The sequence below is a fragment of the Epilithonimonas hominis genome, assembly GCF_003730015.1.
Taxonomy (GTDB): domain Bacteria; phylum Bacteroidota; class Bacteroidia; order Flavobacteriales; family Weeksellaceae; genus Epilithonimonas; species Epilithonimonas hominis.
In genome coordinates this window covers 48,130-62,805 of the sequence record NZ_RJTU01000072.1, presented here as the reverse complement: position 1 = coordinate 62,805, position 14,676 = coordinate 48,130, and the positions used below count along the sequence as shown (strand labels likewise).

Sequence of the window (14,676 nt, the reverse complement as noted above, 5' to 3'; positions counted from 1 at the left end):
TTTAATAATGCACTACGAGTTTCTCTATATATTTTAACGTCTGAGGGAACATTTGATATTAATAATAATTCTACTAATTCATTTTATTGTTTTCTCACACATGATTGATAAAAGTTTATTTAATGATTGATCATTATCTGCCATTCTGTCACAATATTTTGTATCTTTGCAGACTTAAACAGTTCTAAGTTTTAGGTTCAAAGTTCACTCAGCATTGGATTTTTAAAACACTGAGCTTTAAATATAAATGTAGTGCAGGAAAAATATATAGACGAAACCAAACAAGGAGAAGCTTTTGCTATTGCAGAAAGACCAGAAAATGGTAAGAAACTGTTTTTAGAAAGTTACGGCTGTCAGATGAACTTCTCTGATTCTGAGATTGTTGCATCTATTCTTAACGAGCAAGGTTACAACACGACTTTGAAGCAGGAAGAAGCAGATTTGATTTTGCTTAACACTTGTTCTATCCGTGAGAAGGCAGAGCAAACGGTTCGTATGCGTCTCGCTCAATTCAAAAATCTTAAAAAGGAAAAACCAAACCTTACCGTCGGTGTTCTTGGCTGTATGGCTGAGAGACTGAAAACCAAATTCTTAGAAGAAGAACAATTGGTAGATTTGGTGGTTGGTCCGGATGCTTACAGAGACCTACCCAATCTTTTGAAAGAAACTGATGACGGAAGAGATGCTATCAACGTAATCCTTTCAAAAGAAGAAACTTACGCAGACATCAATCCGGTTCGTCTTGGTGGAAATGGCGTTACAGCTTTTGTTACCATTACAAGAGGTTGCGATAATATGTGTACTTTCTGTGTTGTTCCTTTTACAAGAGGAAGAGAAAGAAGCCGTGATCCGCATTCTATCATAGAAGAATGTCTTGACCTTTGGAATAATGGTTATAAAGAAATCACCCTTCTTGGTCAAAATGTTGATTCTTACCTATGGTATGGCGGTGGTCCAAAAAAGGATTTCGCAAAAGCTACCGAAATGCAGAAATTGACAGCTGTAAATTTCGCTCAATTGATGGAAATGGTTGCAACTGCAGTTCCAAATATGAGAATCCGATTCTCTACTTCCAATCCTCAAGATATGAGTTTGGATGTTTTCCGAGTGATGGCAAAACACAATAATATTTGCAAATACGTTCACTTGCCTGTTCAAAGTGGAAGCGACAGAATCCTTGACTTGATGAACCGTCAACACACGCGTCAGGAATATTTGGATCTAATCAGAAAAGCTAAGGAAATCGTTCCAGACATTTCTTTTTCTCAAGATATGATCATTGGATTCTGTACAGAAACTGAGGAAGATCACCAAGATACATTATCACTGATGAGAGAAGTGGAATACGATTACGGCTATATGTTTGCTTATTCCGAAAGACCAGGAACGCCTGCTCACAAAAAAATGGAAGACGATATTCCTGCAGATGTCAAGCAAAGACGTTTGGCAGAAGTAATTGCTTTGCAAGGCGAATTATCCAAAAAAAGAATGGCTTCTTATGTCGGCAGAGTCCACGAAATCCTGATTGAAGGTGTTTCCAAAAAGAATAAAAACCAATGGAAAGGCAGAAATTCTCAAAATGCTGTATGCGTTTTCGATATGTTGGAAGGACAGAAAATTGGTGACATTGTTTCCGTTTTCGTTCACGGAAATACGCAGGGAACGCTTTTGGGGGAAACGGTTTTGTAGAATTCAAATTTTATAATTCTGATTAAAAAATACTGAAGAGCTAAGAACAAAATGAAAAATCTTTTTTACACTATCTCACTACTACCAATACTTTTCAGTTGTCAGTCTGAGAAAAGTGTAATCGTTTATCCAAATCAAATTGGAGATATTGTATTTGATAAAAACATTGACAATCCAAAATTCAAAAGATGTATGGATAAAGATTATGGAATACAGTATTATAATGATTCAAAAGGTTACCAATATAAAGGAGAGAAGATTGCAATCATTGAGGAATTGGAAAAATTAAATTTTACTTCCTCAAAAAAAACAAATGGTTACATCACTATTCGATTTGTTGTCAATTGTGAAGGAAAAACAGGATTATTTCGTGTTCAGCAGATGAATGAACATTATCAGGAAGAAAATTTTGATAAAGATTTTTCTATAAAGCTTTTAAATTTCACCAAATCTTTAAACGGTTGGTTCCCAAAAGAAAGTAGAGGAACAAAATTAGACTATTACCAATATTTAACTTACAAAATTACCGATGGAAAGGTTTCAGAAGTATTACCTTAGCTTAATTTTTCTTGCGGTATATTCTCAAATTTCCGCACAGGTCAATTGCAGTATTTTCACAGAAGAAAATTGCAGGAAAGCGTGCGAAATTTCTAATCAGGCAGGCGAGTTTCAAGGCCTTTCTTTATCACAACTAGCGTTTGACAAAGCCATAGAAATTTGTCCGACTTATGATGATGCATATTTTGAAAAATCAGTTCCATATTTAAAGACTGGCGATTTTGTTACTTGGAAAGCATTAATTGACAAAGCGGTTGAACTTAACCCTAAAGAACATTTAGGATATCGTGCTTGGTGCAAGTATCAGTTTCTAAGAGATTATAAAGGTGCCATTGCTGATTTTGATGAGTTAGAAAAATATTACCCTGAAAATATTGGTCATTCCAAAAATGGAGACTACAACTTATACGTTGTAAAAGCAATCTGCTACAGTGCTCTGAATCAGAAAGAAAAAGCGATTCAGATTTTGGATAATCTTTTCAAAACCAAAGATTACAATTTTGGACTTTACGACCATTATCAATTAGGCGTCACTTATTTTGAATTAAATCAATACGACAAAGCCTTAGAAAACTTCGAGAAACAAAGCAAAGTTTACGATTTTGCGGAGAATATTTATTTTAAGAGTAAAGTTTCCAAAATAAGAAACAAAGATTATTTGGATTTGAAAAATCTTGCCTTGAAGTCTTATGACGAAGGCAAAATAATGTTGGAAGGCTACACGCACCATTTCAACAAAGTTTACAGAAAGCAGATTGCAGAACTGTAAAATTTTAATTAAAAAAAAAATCAAATTCAAAATCTTCCGACTTCCATCTTCGGACTTCGGACAAAAATTAAAACAATGGCAGACTTACAATCTATAAAAAACCGCTTCGGCATCATCGGAAATTTCCCTGCACTTAATCGTGCTTTGGAAAAATCGATTCAGGTGGCGCCAACGGATATTTCCGTACTCGTCATCGGAGAAAGTGGCGTCGGGAAAGAATTTATCCCAAAAATAATCCACTCAGAATCTAGAAGAAAACATCAGCCTTACATCGTTGTCAACTGTGGCGCAATCCCGGAAGGAACGATTGATTCTGAACTTTTCGGACACGAAAAAGGAGCGTTTACAGGCGCAACTTCTACCAGGAAAGGATACTTTGAAGTCGCAGACGGCGGAACTATTTTCTTGGATGAAGTTGGAGAATTGCCTTTGCAAACGCAAGTTCGTCTTTTGAGAGTTTTGGAAAGTGGAGAATTTATGAAAGTGGGTTCTTCCCAGGTTCAGAAAACCAATGTCAGAATCGTAGCTGCAACCAATGTCAATATGATGAAAGCTATTACCGATGGACGTTTCCGAGAGGATTTGTATTACCGACTGAATACGGTTCAGATTGATATGCCGGCTTTGCGAGAAAGAAAAGGCGACATCCATCTGTTATTCAGAAAGTTTGCAATAGATTTTGCTGAGAAATACAGAATGCCAGAACTCAAGTTGACAGACGATGCAGTTGCTTATCTCGAAAATTATGCGTTCCCAGGAAACGTTCGTCAACTTCGAAATTTAGTTGAGCAAATGACAGTTGTGGAACAGAACAGAGAAATCAATTCTGTAAAGTTAGCAGAATATATACCGATGAATTCAAATCTTCCGGTTGTTGTTCAAAAAAACAACACTGGTAGTTCCGGCTCTGACTTTGGTTCGGACAGAGAGATTATGTATAAAATCCTTTTCGATATGCGAAATGACATTAATGATTTAAAATCCTTAACTTCGGAGCTCATAAAGAACAGAGGTAATGCAGATTTGAGTTCTCAGGAAAAAAATCTAATCAGTAGGATCTATACACCCGAAGCACAGACATCTAACCCGAATTCTTTACTTTATTTTGAAAATAATAATCAGAATGAGGTGCATCATCCCACTATCGTTTCAGAAGATGATCACCACTTTAACGATGTAGAAGATATTGAAATAGAAGAAGCAAAGCCTGAATCTCTATCGCTTCAGAACAATGAAAAAGATTTGATTATCAAAGCTTTGGAAAAACACAAAGGCAGAAGAAACAAAGCAGCAGATGAACTGGGGATTTCTCAGCGAACGCTTTACAGAAAAATAAAACAATATAATTTAGAAGATTAAATGGTCAGAAGTCAGAAGTCAAAAGCAAGAATTCAGAAAAGAATTGTAATTTTTTCTCTTTTCTTACTTTTACTTATTCTTACGAATTGTTACAATTTTTCAGGCTCATCATTGAGTCCTGAAATGAAAACTGTGAAAATCAATACTTTTCCAAATAATGCAGCCAACAACCTCCCGAGCCTGAGTCAGGATTTTACGGTAGCCTTGCAAAACCGTTTCCTTCAGAGAACAACTTTAAAAGGTGCTGTTGATAAACCTGACCTTTTGATTGAAGGTGAAATCACAGATTATAATATCACGCCAACTAGTGTTGGAGCCGCGACTACTACAAACACCGGAAACATTGTTCAGGCTCAGCAAAACAAACTAACAATTACCGTTAAAGTGCATTACGAAAATAATATTGACCCAAAACTGAGTTTTGACAAAACATATAGTGATGAAGCGGTTTTCAACAGTGATCTGGATCTTAATAGCATTGAAACTGCTCAGGTAAAAATTGTAAACGAAAGGATCATTAACAAAATTTTTAACGACATTGTAGCCAATTGGTAAGATAATGAATGCTAGAGTTTTAGAATTAATAAAAAATCCGCAGATCATAACCGAAGCGGATCTTGGAATCCTGGAGTCGGAGTCAGCTCAGATGCCTTATGCACAGAGTATAAGAGCACTTTATCTCTACGGAATCAACCTGTATAAACCAGAAAACTACAAAGAAAATCTGTCCAGAACTGCAGCATATACAACAGACAAAAAGATTCTTTATCAATTCCTTAACTCAGATAAAATTACAAATAAAGCGCTTGTTTCCGCTTCAACCATTAAACAGGAAAACACTGATAATCAAATCCATGAACAACCCACTGAAGATTCAAAACCTGCTGGTCCAGAACTGATTGCTGAAATCGAAAATACGGATAACAGTTCTGTACTGAATAAATTCGATGTAGATAACATCATTGAAAAGGAAGAAATACTGACAGAGGATTTTATTTTGGTTAACGGAGAAAAAAACCGATTACTTTTTGATGGCGAGGAAAATTTCTTGGAAGAAAAATCTTCGGAAGTTGATTTAGATGCCTCGAAAGAATCCGGGCAACTGGTTCTAATAGAGGAAACTAAAACTGTTAATACTCAAATCATCATCGACGAAAATCCTTCTGAAGAGTCGATTTCTGAACCGAAACATATTGAAGACATTTTAACTTTACAAGAAACTAAAGTTGAGAATATTGCTGGAAAACAAGAATCTGAGCCTGAAGTTTCTTCTAAAGACATCAGTTTTAGTGGCATTCAGGATTTTCTTCCTGAAGTGAAATTTTCTGTTCCGAAAAATCACTTGGATTATCTCAATCCGCCTAAAAAACAAAATCTACAATCTCCAAAAGTTGTAGATTCGAAGAGTGAAAATATAAATTTCGAAACAGAAAAAAAGACATTTTTTGCTGAACAGTTAGCGGAAAAAGAATTGGAAATCGAAAATGAAAATTCCATTAGCTTTGAGAATACGCAAGCTTTTCAAATTACAGAAATAGAAAAAACAACCGCTGATTCTAATGTTGAACATCATAAAAATTCTGAAAATGAGGTCAGTTTTGAAGTAACTAAGAATTTTGAAGTTGCTAATGAATTCTCTGCTGAAAGCGGGCTAGATATAATTGAGCCGATTTCTAATGAAACAGAGTGGAAACCAATGGTTTTCGATGCGCATATCCCGGATGCTTTAATCGGAAAACAACCTGAATCAGAATCTAAAAAAGCTGATAAAAATTTTATCGATCAAGAAATACAGCCATCGCCTAAACCTGCTGAACCTGCTGACATAAATGAAAACAAAAAAGAAGTTGCGGAAGAGAAATTAATTCCGGAAACAGAAAGGCCTGTTTTCAATGTATCTTTTTTTGGAAATGATGTTTCTAAAATTGAGGAAAAACAGGAACTTCAGCCCGAGAGTCCAGCACAACAAGTTGAACTACAAACTGAAAGTAATGTTGGAACTTTCATCAATACGTGGCAAAGCTGGCTGAAAATTGACCGACCAAAAGCAGAAGAAAATACAGCAAAGGCTAAAGAAAAAATCATTGACAATTTCATCGAAAATAATCCAAGAATTTCTCAGTTAAAAGAGGAAAGTAGTTTTATTATCAAGGAGAAAAAGGATGACATTTCACACCTGATGACAGAAACACTGGCAAGACTCTATGCTGAGCAGAAGCTTTATTCCAAAGCCATAAAAGCTTTCGAAATACTCTCCGAAAAACATCCTCACAAAAAGGATTATTTCAAGGAAAAAATTGAAGAAATCAAGGCAATTAGAAAAGCATAAATAAAAATGTCCCAAACTCGGGACATTTTTTATTTTAATTCAATCGGATTATTCCGACTTTTAATTTCGGCTTCCATTCTTTTCTGCATTTCCTGCATCTGCTTTGGATCCATTCCCAGACGATTTCCACCCGAACCTCCTGGCGCACCTCCAGAATTTCGCTGCGCAGAGATGAAACTTGCCGGATCCTTCTGGAATTTTTTCTCGATATCCATGTATTTATTTTTCGGCAGATTGATGAATTGTCCTCTAACCTGTGGTTGCTGGATCTCAGCGATTTTTTTAGTCTGCATCAGGTCAAATGAATAATCGCCTTTCGAGTCCTGAACTTTCACTATCAGTCCCGGCAGACCAGAAAATTTATACGGTCCATCCTGCAAAGGAATTTCTGGAGTAAACCAGGCGTACCAAGTTCTTCCGCCGAAAGTCGTTTCTGCTTTCTGCGTTTTAAAATCCCCTATCTTCACAGTTTCTGGTAAGATTTTCCAACTTAAAGATGGGTTTTCGTTATAAGAATATTGATCTCTTCCGATTCTGGATTTATATACCAAGCTTTGATTGGACAAATCCTTTTCGATGGTGAAGTTAATATTGCTTCTCAGATTCTGCATTTGCGTTCTGTCAAAATTTCTTGTGGTACGCATTCTATCCATTATAGAATCTCTCTTCAATGCATTCTCTGCGTAAAAAAAAGATTTTTTGCCATCTGAATCCAGATATGCAAGTTCGGTTTTCTTTTCTGCATTGGTAGAATCAAGCGTCATAGAAACCTGGTAAATAAATCTTGTGCCTTGCTGCGCCATTAGAAACGGCATCGAAATGAAAGCTAATAGTTTTAAAAATTTCATGTTAATTTATTATTTGCAAAATCAGTTATTTTTTTTGATTGATAAAATCGAACAAAGTTAATTTTTAATCAAACGGAAGTAACACTATTTGGTAAAATTTATAATTTCCTTAACATCAACTGATTGAATTTCAACATCAATAGAATAAGTTCCTAATACTAAAATCAACAAAATAGATGTTGTCGATTTGAGAATGCGGAAATTAGTTCGTACTTTTGTAGACTAAAATCAGTCTAAATAAAAACAATGATACAAGTAAGCGATCAGGCAAAATCCAAAGCAGCTCAGTTGATGACTGAAGAAGGCTTCAACCCTGAGACTGACTATATAAGAGTGGGCGTAAAAAGTGGCGGTTGTTCCGGGCTAGAATACGTTCTGAAATTTGACAATGTGAAAGGCGAAACCGATCAGATTTTTGAAGATAATGGTGTACGCGTAATCATCGAGAAAAAATCAATCCTTTATCTTGCAGGAACAACTCTGGAATATTCTGGAGGATTGAATGGGAAAGGTTTTGTTTTTAATAATCCAAATGCGGCAAGAACCTGTGGCTGCGGAGAATCTTTTAGTTTATAAAAATTATGTCTAAATATACCGAAGACGATTTACGCGTCGATTTAGAAAATAAAAAGTACGAATTCGGATTTGAAACGGATATCGAGTATGAAGATTTTCCGATTGGTCTGAATGAAGATATCATTCGTGCTATTTCTGCCAAAAAAGAAGAACCAGAATGGATGACCGACTGGCGTCTTGAATCTTTCCGAATCTGGCAAAAAATGGAAGAACCAAATTGGGCCAACATCAGATACCAAAAACCTGATTTCCAAGCCATCAGATATTATGCAGCTCCAAAGGCAAAACCAGAATTGGCTAGCCTTGATGAAGTGGACCCAGAATTGTTGAAGACTTTCGCAAAATTGGGAATCAATATCGAGGAACAAAAAAGATTAGCGAACGTTGCGGTTGATATTGTAGTAGATTCAGTATCCGTAAAAACGACTTTTCAGGAAACTTTGAAAGAGAAAGGTATTATCTTTTGTTCAATTTCTGAAGCTATCAAAGAACATCCGGATTTGGTAAAAAAATACATCGGAAAAGTAGTTCCAAGAGGTGATAATTTTTACGCAGCTTTGAATTCCGCTGTTTTTTCTGACGGAAGTTTCTGCTACATCCCAAAAGGTGTAAAATGTCCGATGGAATTATCAACTTATTTCCGTATCAATCAGTCTGGAACTGGACAATTCGAGAGAACTTTGGTTATTGCGGATGAAGGAAGTTATGTTTCATATTTGGAAGGTTGTACAGCGCCATCAAGAGACGAAAACCAGCTTCACGCGGCAGTGGTTGAATTAATTGCAATGAACGACGCTGAAATCAAATATTCTACGGTTCAGAACTGGTATCCTGGAGATGAAGAAGGAAAAGGAGGTGTTTTCAATTTTGTAACAAAAAGAGGACTTTGTGAAAGAAATGCAAAAATCTCTTGGACTCAGGTTGAAACAGGTTCTGCTGTAACTTGGAAATATCCGAGCTGTATTTTGAAAGGAGACAATTCGGTTGGAGAATTTTATTCAATCGCTGTTACTAATATGCACCAATATGCAGACACAGGAACGAAGATGATTCACATCGGAAAGAATACCAAATCAACTATTATTTCTAAAGGTATCTCAGCTGGAAAATCTCAAAACTCTTATCGTGGATTGGTAAAAGTAATGCCAACTGCAAAAGGAGCGCGTAACTTTTCTCAGTGCGACTCTTTGTTGATGGGTAATGAATGTGGAGCTCATACTTTTCCTTACATTGAAATCAAAGATCCGACTGCACAATTGGAACATGAAGCAACCACCTCGAAAATTGGAGAAGACCAGATTTTCTACTGTAACCAAAGAGGAATTGACACAGAAAGAGCAATTGCTTTGATAGTAAATGGATTCAGTAAAGAAGTTTTGAATAAGCTTCCAATGGAATTCGCAATCGAAGCTCAGAAATTGTTGGAAATTTCTTTGGAAGGAAGCGTTGGTTAGATTCTGCCATAAAAAACATAACAATATGAATATCAAATTAAAGTGTATATTTTTTATATTATTTTTGAGCATCAATGGCTTTGCTCAAAACAACTATTACAGAATACTTGGTGGAAAACCTTTTGATGAAGAAAAATATAAAACCATCAAAGAAAATGTTGCCAAGCACGGAAAAGTTGAAGAAATCATTTTAAAAACGGAAATCAAAAAAGATTCGATTATAAATTATGTGAAAATTGGAACCAGTGCACTCACACCTGATGGAATCGACCCTTATGAAGATTTGAAAAAATTGATTGGCACAAAATTTAAAATCGAGAAATTCGTTGATGAAAATTCTAAAAATTTCAAAAACGATTATCTCAATGGAAAACCTACACTCATCAATTTTTGGTTTACGAGATGTCCGCCTTGTATCGAAGAACTTCCGACCTTAAATAATCTGAAAGAAAAATATGGCGACAAAGTGAATTTCATCAGTATTACTTTTGAAAATCAAAAAGCTGTTGAAACGTTTTTGAAAAAATACAAATACAATTTCAAGCACATTCCAAATTCCCAAAAACAAATTGACGAGCTGAATATTTCCAGTTATCCAAGCAATTTAATTCTGGACAAAAACGGAATTGTAAAAATCGGAGAAAGTGAAATTGTTGAACAAAATGTAGCAACTATTGAGAAAATTCTTGATATTTTGCTATAAAAAAATGATAATTTTTCAACATTAAGAAATTTAGGAAAATAGAAAAACTTAATCTAAATCAATTTATTGAATTACTTAAAAAGAAATAAAAACATTAGAATTAACTTAAATTCTTAATGTTTTAAAATATAATATTTAAGAAAATTTGCGATAATTTATATAATTAAAATGTTAAATATCAAAAACTTACACGCCAAAATTGAAGATGGCGCAGAAATTTTAAAAGGAATCAATCTTGAAATAAAACCAGGCGAAGTTCACGCTATTATGGGACCGAACGGAGCTGGAAAATCTACACTTTCTTCTGTGATTGCAGGAAAAGAGGATTATGAAGTAACAGATGGCGAAATTCTTTTTGAAGGAGAAGAAATCGGCGAAGACGCACCTGAGGAAAGAGCTCACAAAGGAATTTTCCTTTCTTTCCAATATCCTGTGGAAATCCCTGGTGTTACTGTTACCAATTTCATCAAAGCAGCTCTTAATGAGACAAGAAAAGCAAACGGATTGGAAGAAATGGGCGCGAAAGAAATGTTGGCATTGATTCGTGAAAACTCTGAGAAATTAGGAATCAGAAAAGATTTCCTTTCTCGTTCTCTGAACGAAGGTTTCTCTGGCGGTGAAAAGAAAAGAAATGAGATTTTCCAAATGATGATGCTGAATCCGAAGTTGGCAATTCTTGACGAAACCGATTCTGGATTAGACATTGATGCGTTGAGAATCGTTGCGGATGGTGTGAATCGATTCAAAAATGAAGGCAACGCAGTTTTATTAATCACGCATTACCAAAGACTTTTGAACTACATTCAGCCAGATTTCGTTCACGTTTTGGCAGATGGAAAAATCATAAAAACAGGAGATAAATCTTTGGCTTTGGAATTGGAAGAAAAAGGTTACGATTGGCTTTTAAACTAATCCGGTTTTCATTTAATCTTCTAATCGATACAAAATCAAACCATTACAATGGCTTTATTTGAACAAACTATCAACACGCATTCTTCTTTCTTAGGAACGCTTCAACATTCTTTTTTGGATGAAGACAGAAAAACTGCCCTTCAAAACTTTGAATTGAAAGGTTTCCCTACCAAAAAAGATGAGGAATATAAATACACCAATCTCAAAGAAATCACGGAAAAAGAATACAACTTTTTTCCGACAGAAGAGCATAATATCTCTAAAGAGCAATTGGATGCCCTTCATTTGGGCGAAGAAAACTTTGACAGAATTGTCTTTATCAACGGAAAACTTCACAAAGAATTTTCTAAGATTTCGATTGGCAACGCAGAGTTTCTATCTTTCGGTTATGCACTGAATGATTCTGCTCACAAAGAAGCTTTCGACCAATATTTCAACACGATTGCAAACAGAGATTTGGCTTTCACTAACTTGAATTCAGCTTACTGCAACTTCGGATTTTTCCTGAGAGTTCCAAAAAATGTAGTGATTGAAAAACCAATTCACATTTTCTATCTGTCTCAAAATCAAAATGAAAACACTTTTTACAACACCCGAAATTTACTAATTGTAGAAGAAGGAGCGAAAGTAGAAATCATTGAAAGTCATCACAATCTGGACGAATCTTTTGTGCTAACGAATTCGGTTACAGAAATTTTCACTTATCTAAATGCAAAAACCGATTGGCATAAATTACAGAACGATAGCGACACTTCTTACCTTGTGGACCACACATTTGCGAAGCAGGAAAGAGACAGCTTAACGACTGTGAACACATTCTCTTTCGGAGGAAAATTAGTTCGTAACAATCTGGATTTCATCCACAACGGAGAAAATATCAATTCGTTTATGAACGGAATCACAATTATCGGAAAAGACCAATTGGTAGACCACCACACCGCAGTGCATCACAATACGCCAAACTGCGAGTCTTACCAGAATTACAAAGGGATTTTCAAGGACAACTCGCACGGTGTTTTCAACGGAAAAGTATTCGTAAACAAGATTGCTCAGAAAACTAATGCTTATCAGCAGAACAACAACATTTTGCTGGACGAAGGCGCAACTATCGACACGAAACCTCAGCTGGAGATTTTTGCAGACGATGTAAAATGTTCGCACGGTTGTACCGTTGGACAGTTGAACGAGGACGCAATGTTCTACCTTAGAGCTCGTGGAATTTCCAAGAAAGAAGCAAGAGCATTGTTGCTTTACGCTTTCGCCAACGATGCGATGCAAAACATCGATATCGAGCCACTCAAAGTAAAAGTTTCCAAACTTCTGGCAGAAAAACTGGAAGTCAATATGGAATTCTAAATCAATCAAATCGCATCTCTCAGGTGCGATTTTTTTATTGTTCATTATTTTTGTGCGCCTTAATCCGCCTGTAGTTTATCCTGAAGGGCTCCCGCTTTTTTCTTTTTTATTCAAAAAAGAAAAAGAGCTCCACTCAAGTCGGGGCGCAGATTCAGCTTCTACAGAACATTTGAGCCCAAAAATTAGTTTTAAATTATCAGCACGAAACAAATTCAGAATTTCATTAACTTTGAAATCATCAAATAACACAAAATGGACTCAAGCATTCAACTCAGAAAAAAAATCCACGACTTTATCGACCAAGCTGACGATAAAATGTTGCAGATTTTTAATGCGATTATTTCGTCGGAACAAGCTTCCAAACCTGTTATTCCCGAATCTTTTTATAAAGAATTGGATGAAGACAGAGAAAAGCATTTAATAGCTGAAACACCTTCTCATACTTGGGAAGACGTTAAAGAAAGGCTAAGCAAAAAATTATGAAATATAATTTAATTCTTAAGCCTCGCGCAGAAAATGATTTAGCAGAAGCGATAGAATGGTATGAAAGTAAACAAAAAGGATTAGGTCAGAAATTCTTAAATCAAATTGATAAATATCTCAATCAAATAAAAAGAAATCCTCTACATTATCCGTCCAAAAGACTTCCATTCCGCGAAGCATATATCAAGAAATTTCCTTATATCATTATTTATGAAGTTTTTAATTTAGAAATCGTTGTCTATTCCGTCTTCTGCTCATATCAAAATCCCGACAAAAAGCCTTAACCAAAAACACACAAATGAATTACGAACAATTACAATTCAACCTCAACGCTTACAAAGAAACAGGCGAAATCCTAGACGGTGCAAGATTCCTAATCCACGAATTCGAATTGGATGATGAAAACTTTTTAGGATTCGGCTTTCGGGAAGAATTAGAAAAGAACTCGATTTTATTGACTGCTAATGGAGAAATCGGAGATATGCAGGAAGTGATGATTCCAAGAAATCTTTTCGATTTTGATTTGACACTAGTTCTTAATCTTCTGGCTCACGAGATGCTGCACGTTCGTCAGAAATCGCCAAAAATGATGATTATGGACAAGAACGAACGCGAATGGCAGGCTTACTACGAAATGTTATTTCATACCAATTTTCCACAGATTCCAGAACTTTCCGATTATTACAAAAACTTCTTTGGCGAAAAAGCTTTGATTTATTATGGAAGAATGGGCGAAGGAAGTGAACTTCAATTAAAATATTTGGAACAGAAAAAAGAAGTTGAAACTTTGCTGAAAAAAATTAACAACTCAAACACTTCGACAAGCTCAGTGAGACATCTCTAGTATTATTTGTTCAAATTGGACTGTCAGGCTGAGCCTGTCGAAGCCTTTACATGATAACCATCATTAAAACAAAAAACAATGACAAAATCAGAAATATCTTGGCAAGATTTTGAGATAATCGACATTAGAGTTGGAACCATTATTTCCGTGAATGATTTTGAAAAAGCCAGAAATTCTTCTTATCAATTGGAAATCGATTTTGGAGATTTGGGAATCCGGAAATCATCAGCTCAAATAACAGCTTTATATAAAAAAGAAGATCTGATGGGACAACAGATTCTCGCCGTGGTTAATTTCCCAAAGAAACAAATCGCCAATTTCTTCAGCGAGTGTCTTGTTCTTGGAGTTTATGGAGACAATAAGAGTGAGGTGACTTTATTGAGTCCGAGTTTGCCTGTGAAGAACGGATTGGAAGTCGGGTAAAATTCAATTAAAATCAAAAATTTATTTGATATAAGTCTTCACCTCATCAAGAATATTAAAAATCAATTCCATTGGTAAATCTTCATCCATATCCAAAAGCAAAATTTTGAATTTTTTTCTACCTTCAGACAAGAGTTCGGGATAATCCACTCTATCGCCGTGATAAAAACTGAGATAATGTTTCTGATGTTGTTTGCTGTAATAAAAATAGCAGAGCATTTTCTTTTTGTATTTCAAAAAAGGAAGCCCAAAGCTGAAAGTCTCGGTAATCAGTTCATCAGAATTCAGAATCTTTTCTCGGATAAATAGAAGAGAACTTCTCGCAGGCTCATCAATCCGATAAAAATATTCCTGAATTGGATTCATCGATTGA

The 14,676-nt window shown here is 35.5% G+C and carries 17 protein-coding genes; 15 read left to right on the top strand and 2 right to left on the bottom strand.

Annotation, left to right across the window (positions count from 1 at the left end; all coding sequences use genetic code 11):
- Positions 1-252 precede the first annotated feature (252 nt).
- From miaB to EGH73_RS11785, 6 genes are all read left to right on the top strand, one after another.
- Positions 253-1,689: a tRNA (N6-isopentenyl adenosine(37)-C2)-methylthiotransferase MiaB gene (miaB, locus tag EGH73_RS11810; protein ID WP_123282010.1), complete on the top strand. Its 1,437-nt coding sequence runs from the start codon at positions 253-255 to the stop codon at positions 1,687-1,689.
- 51 nt (positions 1,690-1,740) lie between these two features.
- Positions 1,741-2,247 (top strand): hypothetical protein, encoded by a 507-nt coding sequence (locus EGH73_RS11805; RefSeq protein WP_123282009.1) that lies wholly within the window; start codon positions 1,741-1,743, stop codon positions 2,245-2,247.
- The gene (locus tag EGH73_RS11800; RefSeq protein ID WP_123282008.1) at positions 2,219-3,016 is read left to right on the top strand and encodes a tetratricopeptide repeat protein; all 798 of its coding nucleotides are present in this window, start codon (positions 2,219-2,221) and stop codon (positions 3,014-3,016) included. The genes EGH73_RS11805 and EGH73_RS11800 overlap by 29 nt, the downstream gene beginning before the upstream one ends.
- 75 nt (positions 3,017-3,091) lie before the next feature.
- A complete protein-coding gene (locus EGH73_RS11795; protein WP_123282007.1) occupies positions 3,092-4,375 on the top strand; it encodes a sigma-54 interaction domain-containing protein in 1,284 nt (427 codons plus the stop codon).
- A complete protein-coding gene (locus EGH73_RS11790; RefSeq protein WP_123282006.1) occupies positions 4,376-4,930 on the top strand; it encodes an LptE family protein in 555 nt (184 codons plus the stop codon).
- Between the two features lie 4 nt (positions 4,931-4,934).
- Positions 4,935-6,704 carry a hypothetical protein gene (locus EGH73_RS11785; protein WP_123282005.1) on the top strand — a complete coding sequence of 590 codons (1,770 nt, stop codon included), beginning with the start codon at positions 4,935-4,937 and terminating at the stop codon, positions 6,702-6,704.
- A 29-nt stretch (positions 6,705-6,733) separates the two neighbouring features.
- Here EGH73_RS11785 and EGH73_RS11780 read toward each other — a convergent pair whose 3' ends face one another.
- Positions 6,734-7,552 carry a GLPGLI family protein gene (locus EGH73_RS11780; RefSeq protein WP_123282004.1) on the bottom strand — a complete coding sequence of 273 codons (819 nt, stop codon included), beginning with the start codon at positions 7,550-7,552 and terminating at the stop codon, positions 6,734-6,736.
- Positions 7,553-7,798: 246 nt separating this feature from the next.
- Here EGH73_RS11780 and EGH73_RS11775 point away from each other — a divergent pair, with 246 nt between their 5' ends.
- The 9 genes from EGH73_RS11775 to EGH73_RS11735 all read left to right on the top strand — a co-directional run bounded on the left by EGH73_RS11775 (position 7,799) and on the right by EGH73_RS11735 (position 14,303).
- Positions 7,799-8,128, top strand: coding sequence for a HesB/IscA family protein (locus EGH73_RS11775; RefSeq protein ID WP_123282003.1), 330 nt, complete (start codon positions 7,799-7,801; stop codon positions 8,126-8,128).
- A 5-nt stretch (positions 8,129-8,133) separates the two neighbouring features.
- Positions 8,134-9,582, top strand: a complete 1,449-nt coding sequence (gene sufB / locus EGH73_RS11770; protein WP_123282002.1) for a Fe-S cluster assembly protein SufB — start codon at positions 8,134-8,136, stop codon at positions 9,580-9,582.
- Positions 9,583-9,607: 25 nt separating this feature from the next.
- Positions 9,608-10,285 carry a TlpA family protein disulfide reductase gene (locus EGH73_RS11765; protein ID WP_123282001.1) on the top strand — a complete coding sequence of 226 codons (678 nt, stop codon included), beginning with the start codon at positions 9,608-9,610 and terminating at the stop codon, positions 10,283-10,285.
- A 168-nt stretch (positions 10,286-10,453) separates the two neighbouring features.
- Entirely contained in the window at positions 10,454-11,197 is a 744-nt protein-coding gene (gene sufC / locus EGH73_RS11760) for a Fe-S cluster assembly ATPase SufC (protein WP_123282000.1), read from the top strand.
- A 48-nt stretch (positions 11,198-11,245) separates the two neighbouring features.
- Positions 11,246-12,553 carry a Fe-S cluster assembly protein SufD gene (gene sufD / locus EGH73_RS11755; protein WP_123281999.1) on the top strand — a complete coding sequence of 436 codons (1,308 nt, stop codon included), beginning with the start codon at positions 11,246-11,248 and terminating at the stop codon, positions 12,551-12,553.
- Between the two features lie 252 nt (positions 12,554-12,805).
- Positions 12,806-13,036: a hypothetical protein gene (locus EGH73_RS11750; RefSeq protein WP_089769676.1), complete on the top strand. Its 231-nt coding sequence runs from the start codon at positions 12,806-12,808 to the stop codon at positions 13,034-13,036.
- Positions 13,033-13,320 (top strand): type II toxin-antitoxin system RelE/ParE family toxin, encoded by a 288-nt coding sequence (locus EGH73_RS11745; RefSeq protein WP_089769679.1) that lies wholly within the window; start codon positions 13,033-13,035, stop codon positions 13,318-13,320. Before EGH73_RS11750 ends, EGH73_RS11745 begins: the two co-directional genes overlap by 4 nt.
- A gap of 14 nt (positions 13,321-13,334) precedes the next feature.
- The gene (locus EGH73_RS11740) at positions 13,335-13,880 is read left to right on the top strand and encodes a hypothetical protein (protein ID WP_089769681.1); all 546 of its coding nucleotides are present in this window, start codon (positions 13,335-13,337) and stop codon (positions 13,878-13,880) included.
- Between the two features lie 78 nt (positions 13,881-13,958).
- On the top strand, positions 13,959-14,303 hold the full coding sequence (locus tag EGH73_RS11735; RefSeq protein ID WP_123281998.1) for a tRNA-binding protein: 345 nt from the start codon (positions 13,959-13,961) through the stop codon (positions 14,301-14,303).
- A 21-nt stretch (positions 14,304-14,324) separates the two neighbouring features.
- On the opposite strand, the gene EGH73_RS11730 is transcribed toward EGH73_RS11735, so the two are convergent.
- Positions 14,325-14,669: a DUF1801 domain-containing protein gene (locus EGH73_RS11730; RefSeq protein WP_123281997.1), complete on the bottom strand. Its 345-nt coding sequence runs from the start codon at positions 14,667-14,669 to the stop codon at positions 14,325-14,327.
- Positions 14,670-14,676 lie beyond the last annotated feature (7 nt).

Excerpts from the sequence above, each read along its gene's own strand:
- EGH73_RS11805 (WP_123282009.1), top strand. The coding sequence starts at position 1,741 with ATGAAAAATCTTTTTTACACTATCTCACTACTACCAATACTTTTCAGT.
- EGH73_RS11800 (WP_123282008.1), top strand. The coding sequence starts at position 2,219 with ATGGAAAGGTTTCAGAAGTATTACCTTAGCTTAATTTTTCTTGCGGTA.
- EGH73_RS11795 (WP_123282007.1), top strand. The coding sequence starts at position 3,092 with ATGGCAGACTTACAATCTATAAAAAACCGCTTCGGCATCATCGGAAAT.
- EGH73_RS11790 (WP_123282006.1), top strand. The coding sequence starts at position 4,376 with ATGGTCAGAAGTCAGAAGTCAAAAGCAAGAATTCAGAAAAGAATTGTA.
- EGH73_RS11785 (WP_123282005.1), top strand. The coding sequence starts at position 4,935 with ATGAATGCTAGAGTTTTAGAATTAATAAAAAATCCGCAGATCATAACC.
- EGH73_RS11780 (WP_123282004.1), bottom strand. The coding sequence starts at position 7,552 with ATGAAATTTTTAAAACTATTAGCTTTCATTTCGATGCCGTTTCTAATG.
- EGH73_RS11775 (WP_123282003.1), top strand. The coding sequence starts at position 7,799 with ATGATACAAGTAAGCGATCAGGCAAAATCCAAAGCAGCTCAGTTGATG.
- sufB (WP_123282002.1), top strand. The coding sequence starts at position 8,134 with ATGTCTAAATATACCGAAGACGATTTACGCGTCGATTTAGAAAATAAA.
- EGH73_RS11765 (WP_123282001.1), top strand. The coding sequence starts at position 9,608 with ATGAATATCAAATTAAAGTGTATATTTTTTATATTATTTTTGAGCATC.
- sufC (WP_123282000.1), top strand. The coding sequence starts at position 10,454 with ATGTTAAATATCAAAAACTTACACGCCAAAATTGAAGATGGCGCAGAA.
- sufD (WP_123281999.1), top strand. The coding sequence starts at position 11,246 with ATGGCTTTATTTGAACAAACTATCAACACGCATTCTTCTTTCTTAGGA.
- EGH73_RS11750 (WP_089769676.1), top strand. The coding sequence starts at position 12,806 with ATGGACTCAAGCATTCAACTCAGAAAAAAAATCCACGACTTTATCGAC.
- EGH73_RS11745 (WP_089769679.1), top strand. The coding sequence starts at position 13,033 with ATGAAATATAATTTAATTCTTAAGCCTCGCGCAGAAAATGATTTAGCA.
- EGH73_RS11740 (WP_089769681.1), top strand. The coding sequence starts at position 13,335 with ATGAATTACGAACAATTACAATTCAACCTCAACGCTTACAAAGAAACA.
- EGH73_RS11735 (WP_123281998.1), top strand. The coding sequence starts at position 13,959 with ATGACAAAATCAGAAATATCTTGGCAAGATTTTGAGATAATCGACATT.
- EGH73_RS11730 (WP_123281997.1), bottom strand. The coding sequence starts at position 14,669 with ATGAATCCAATTCAGGAATATTTTTATCGGATTGATGAGCCTGCGAGA.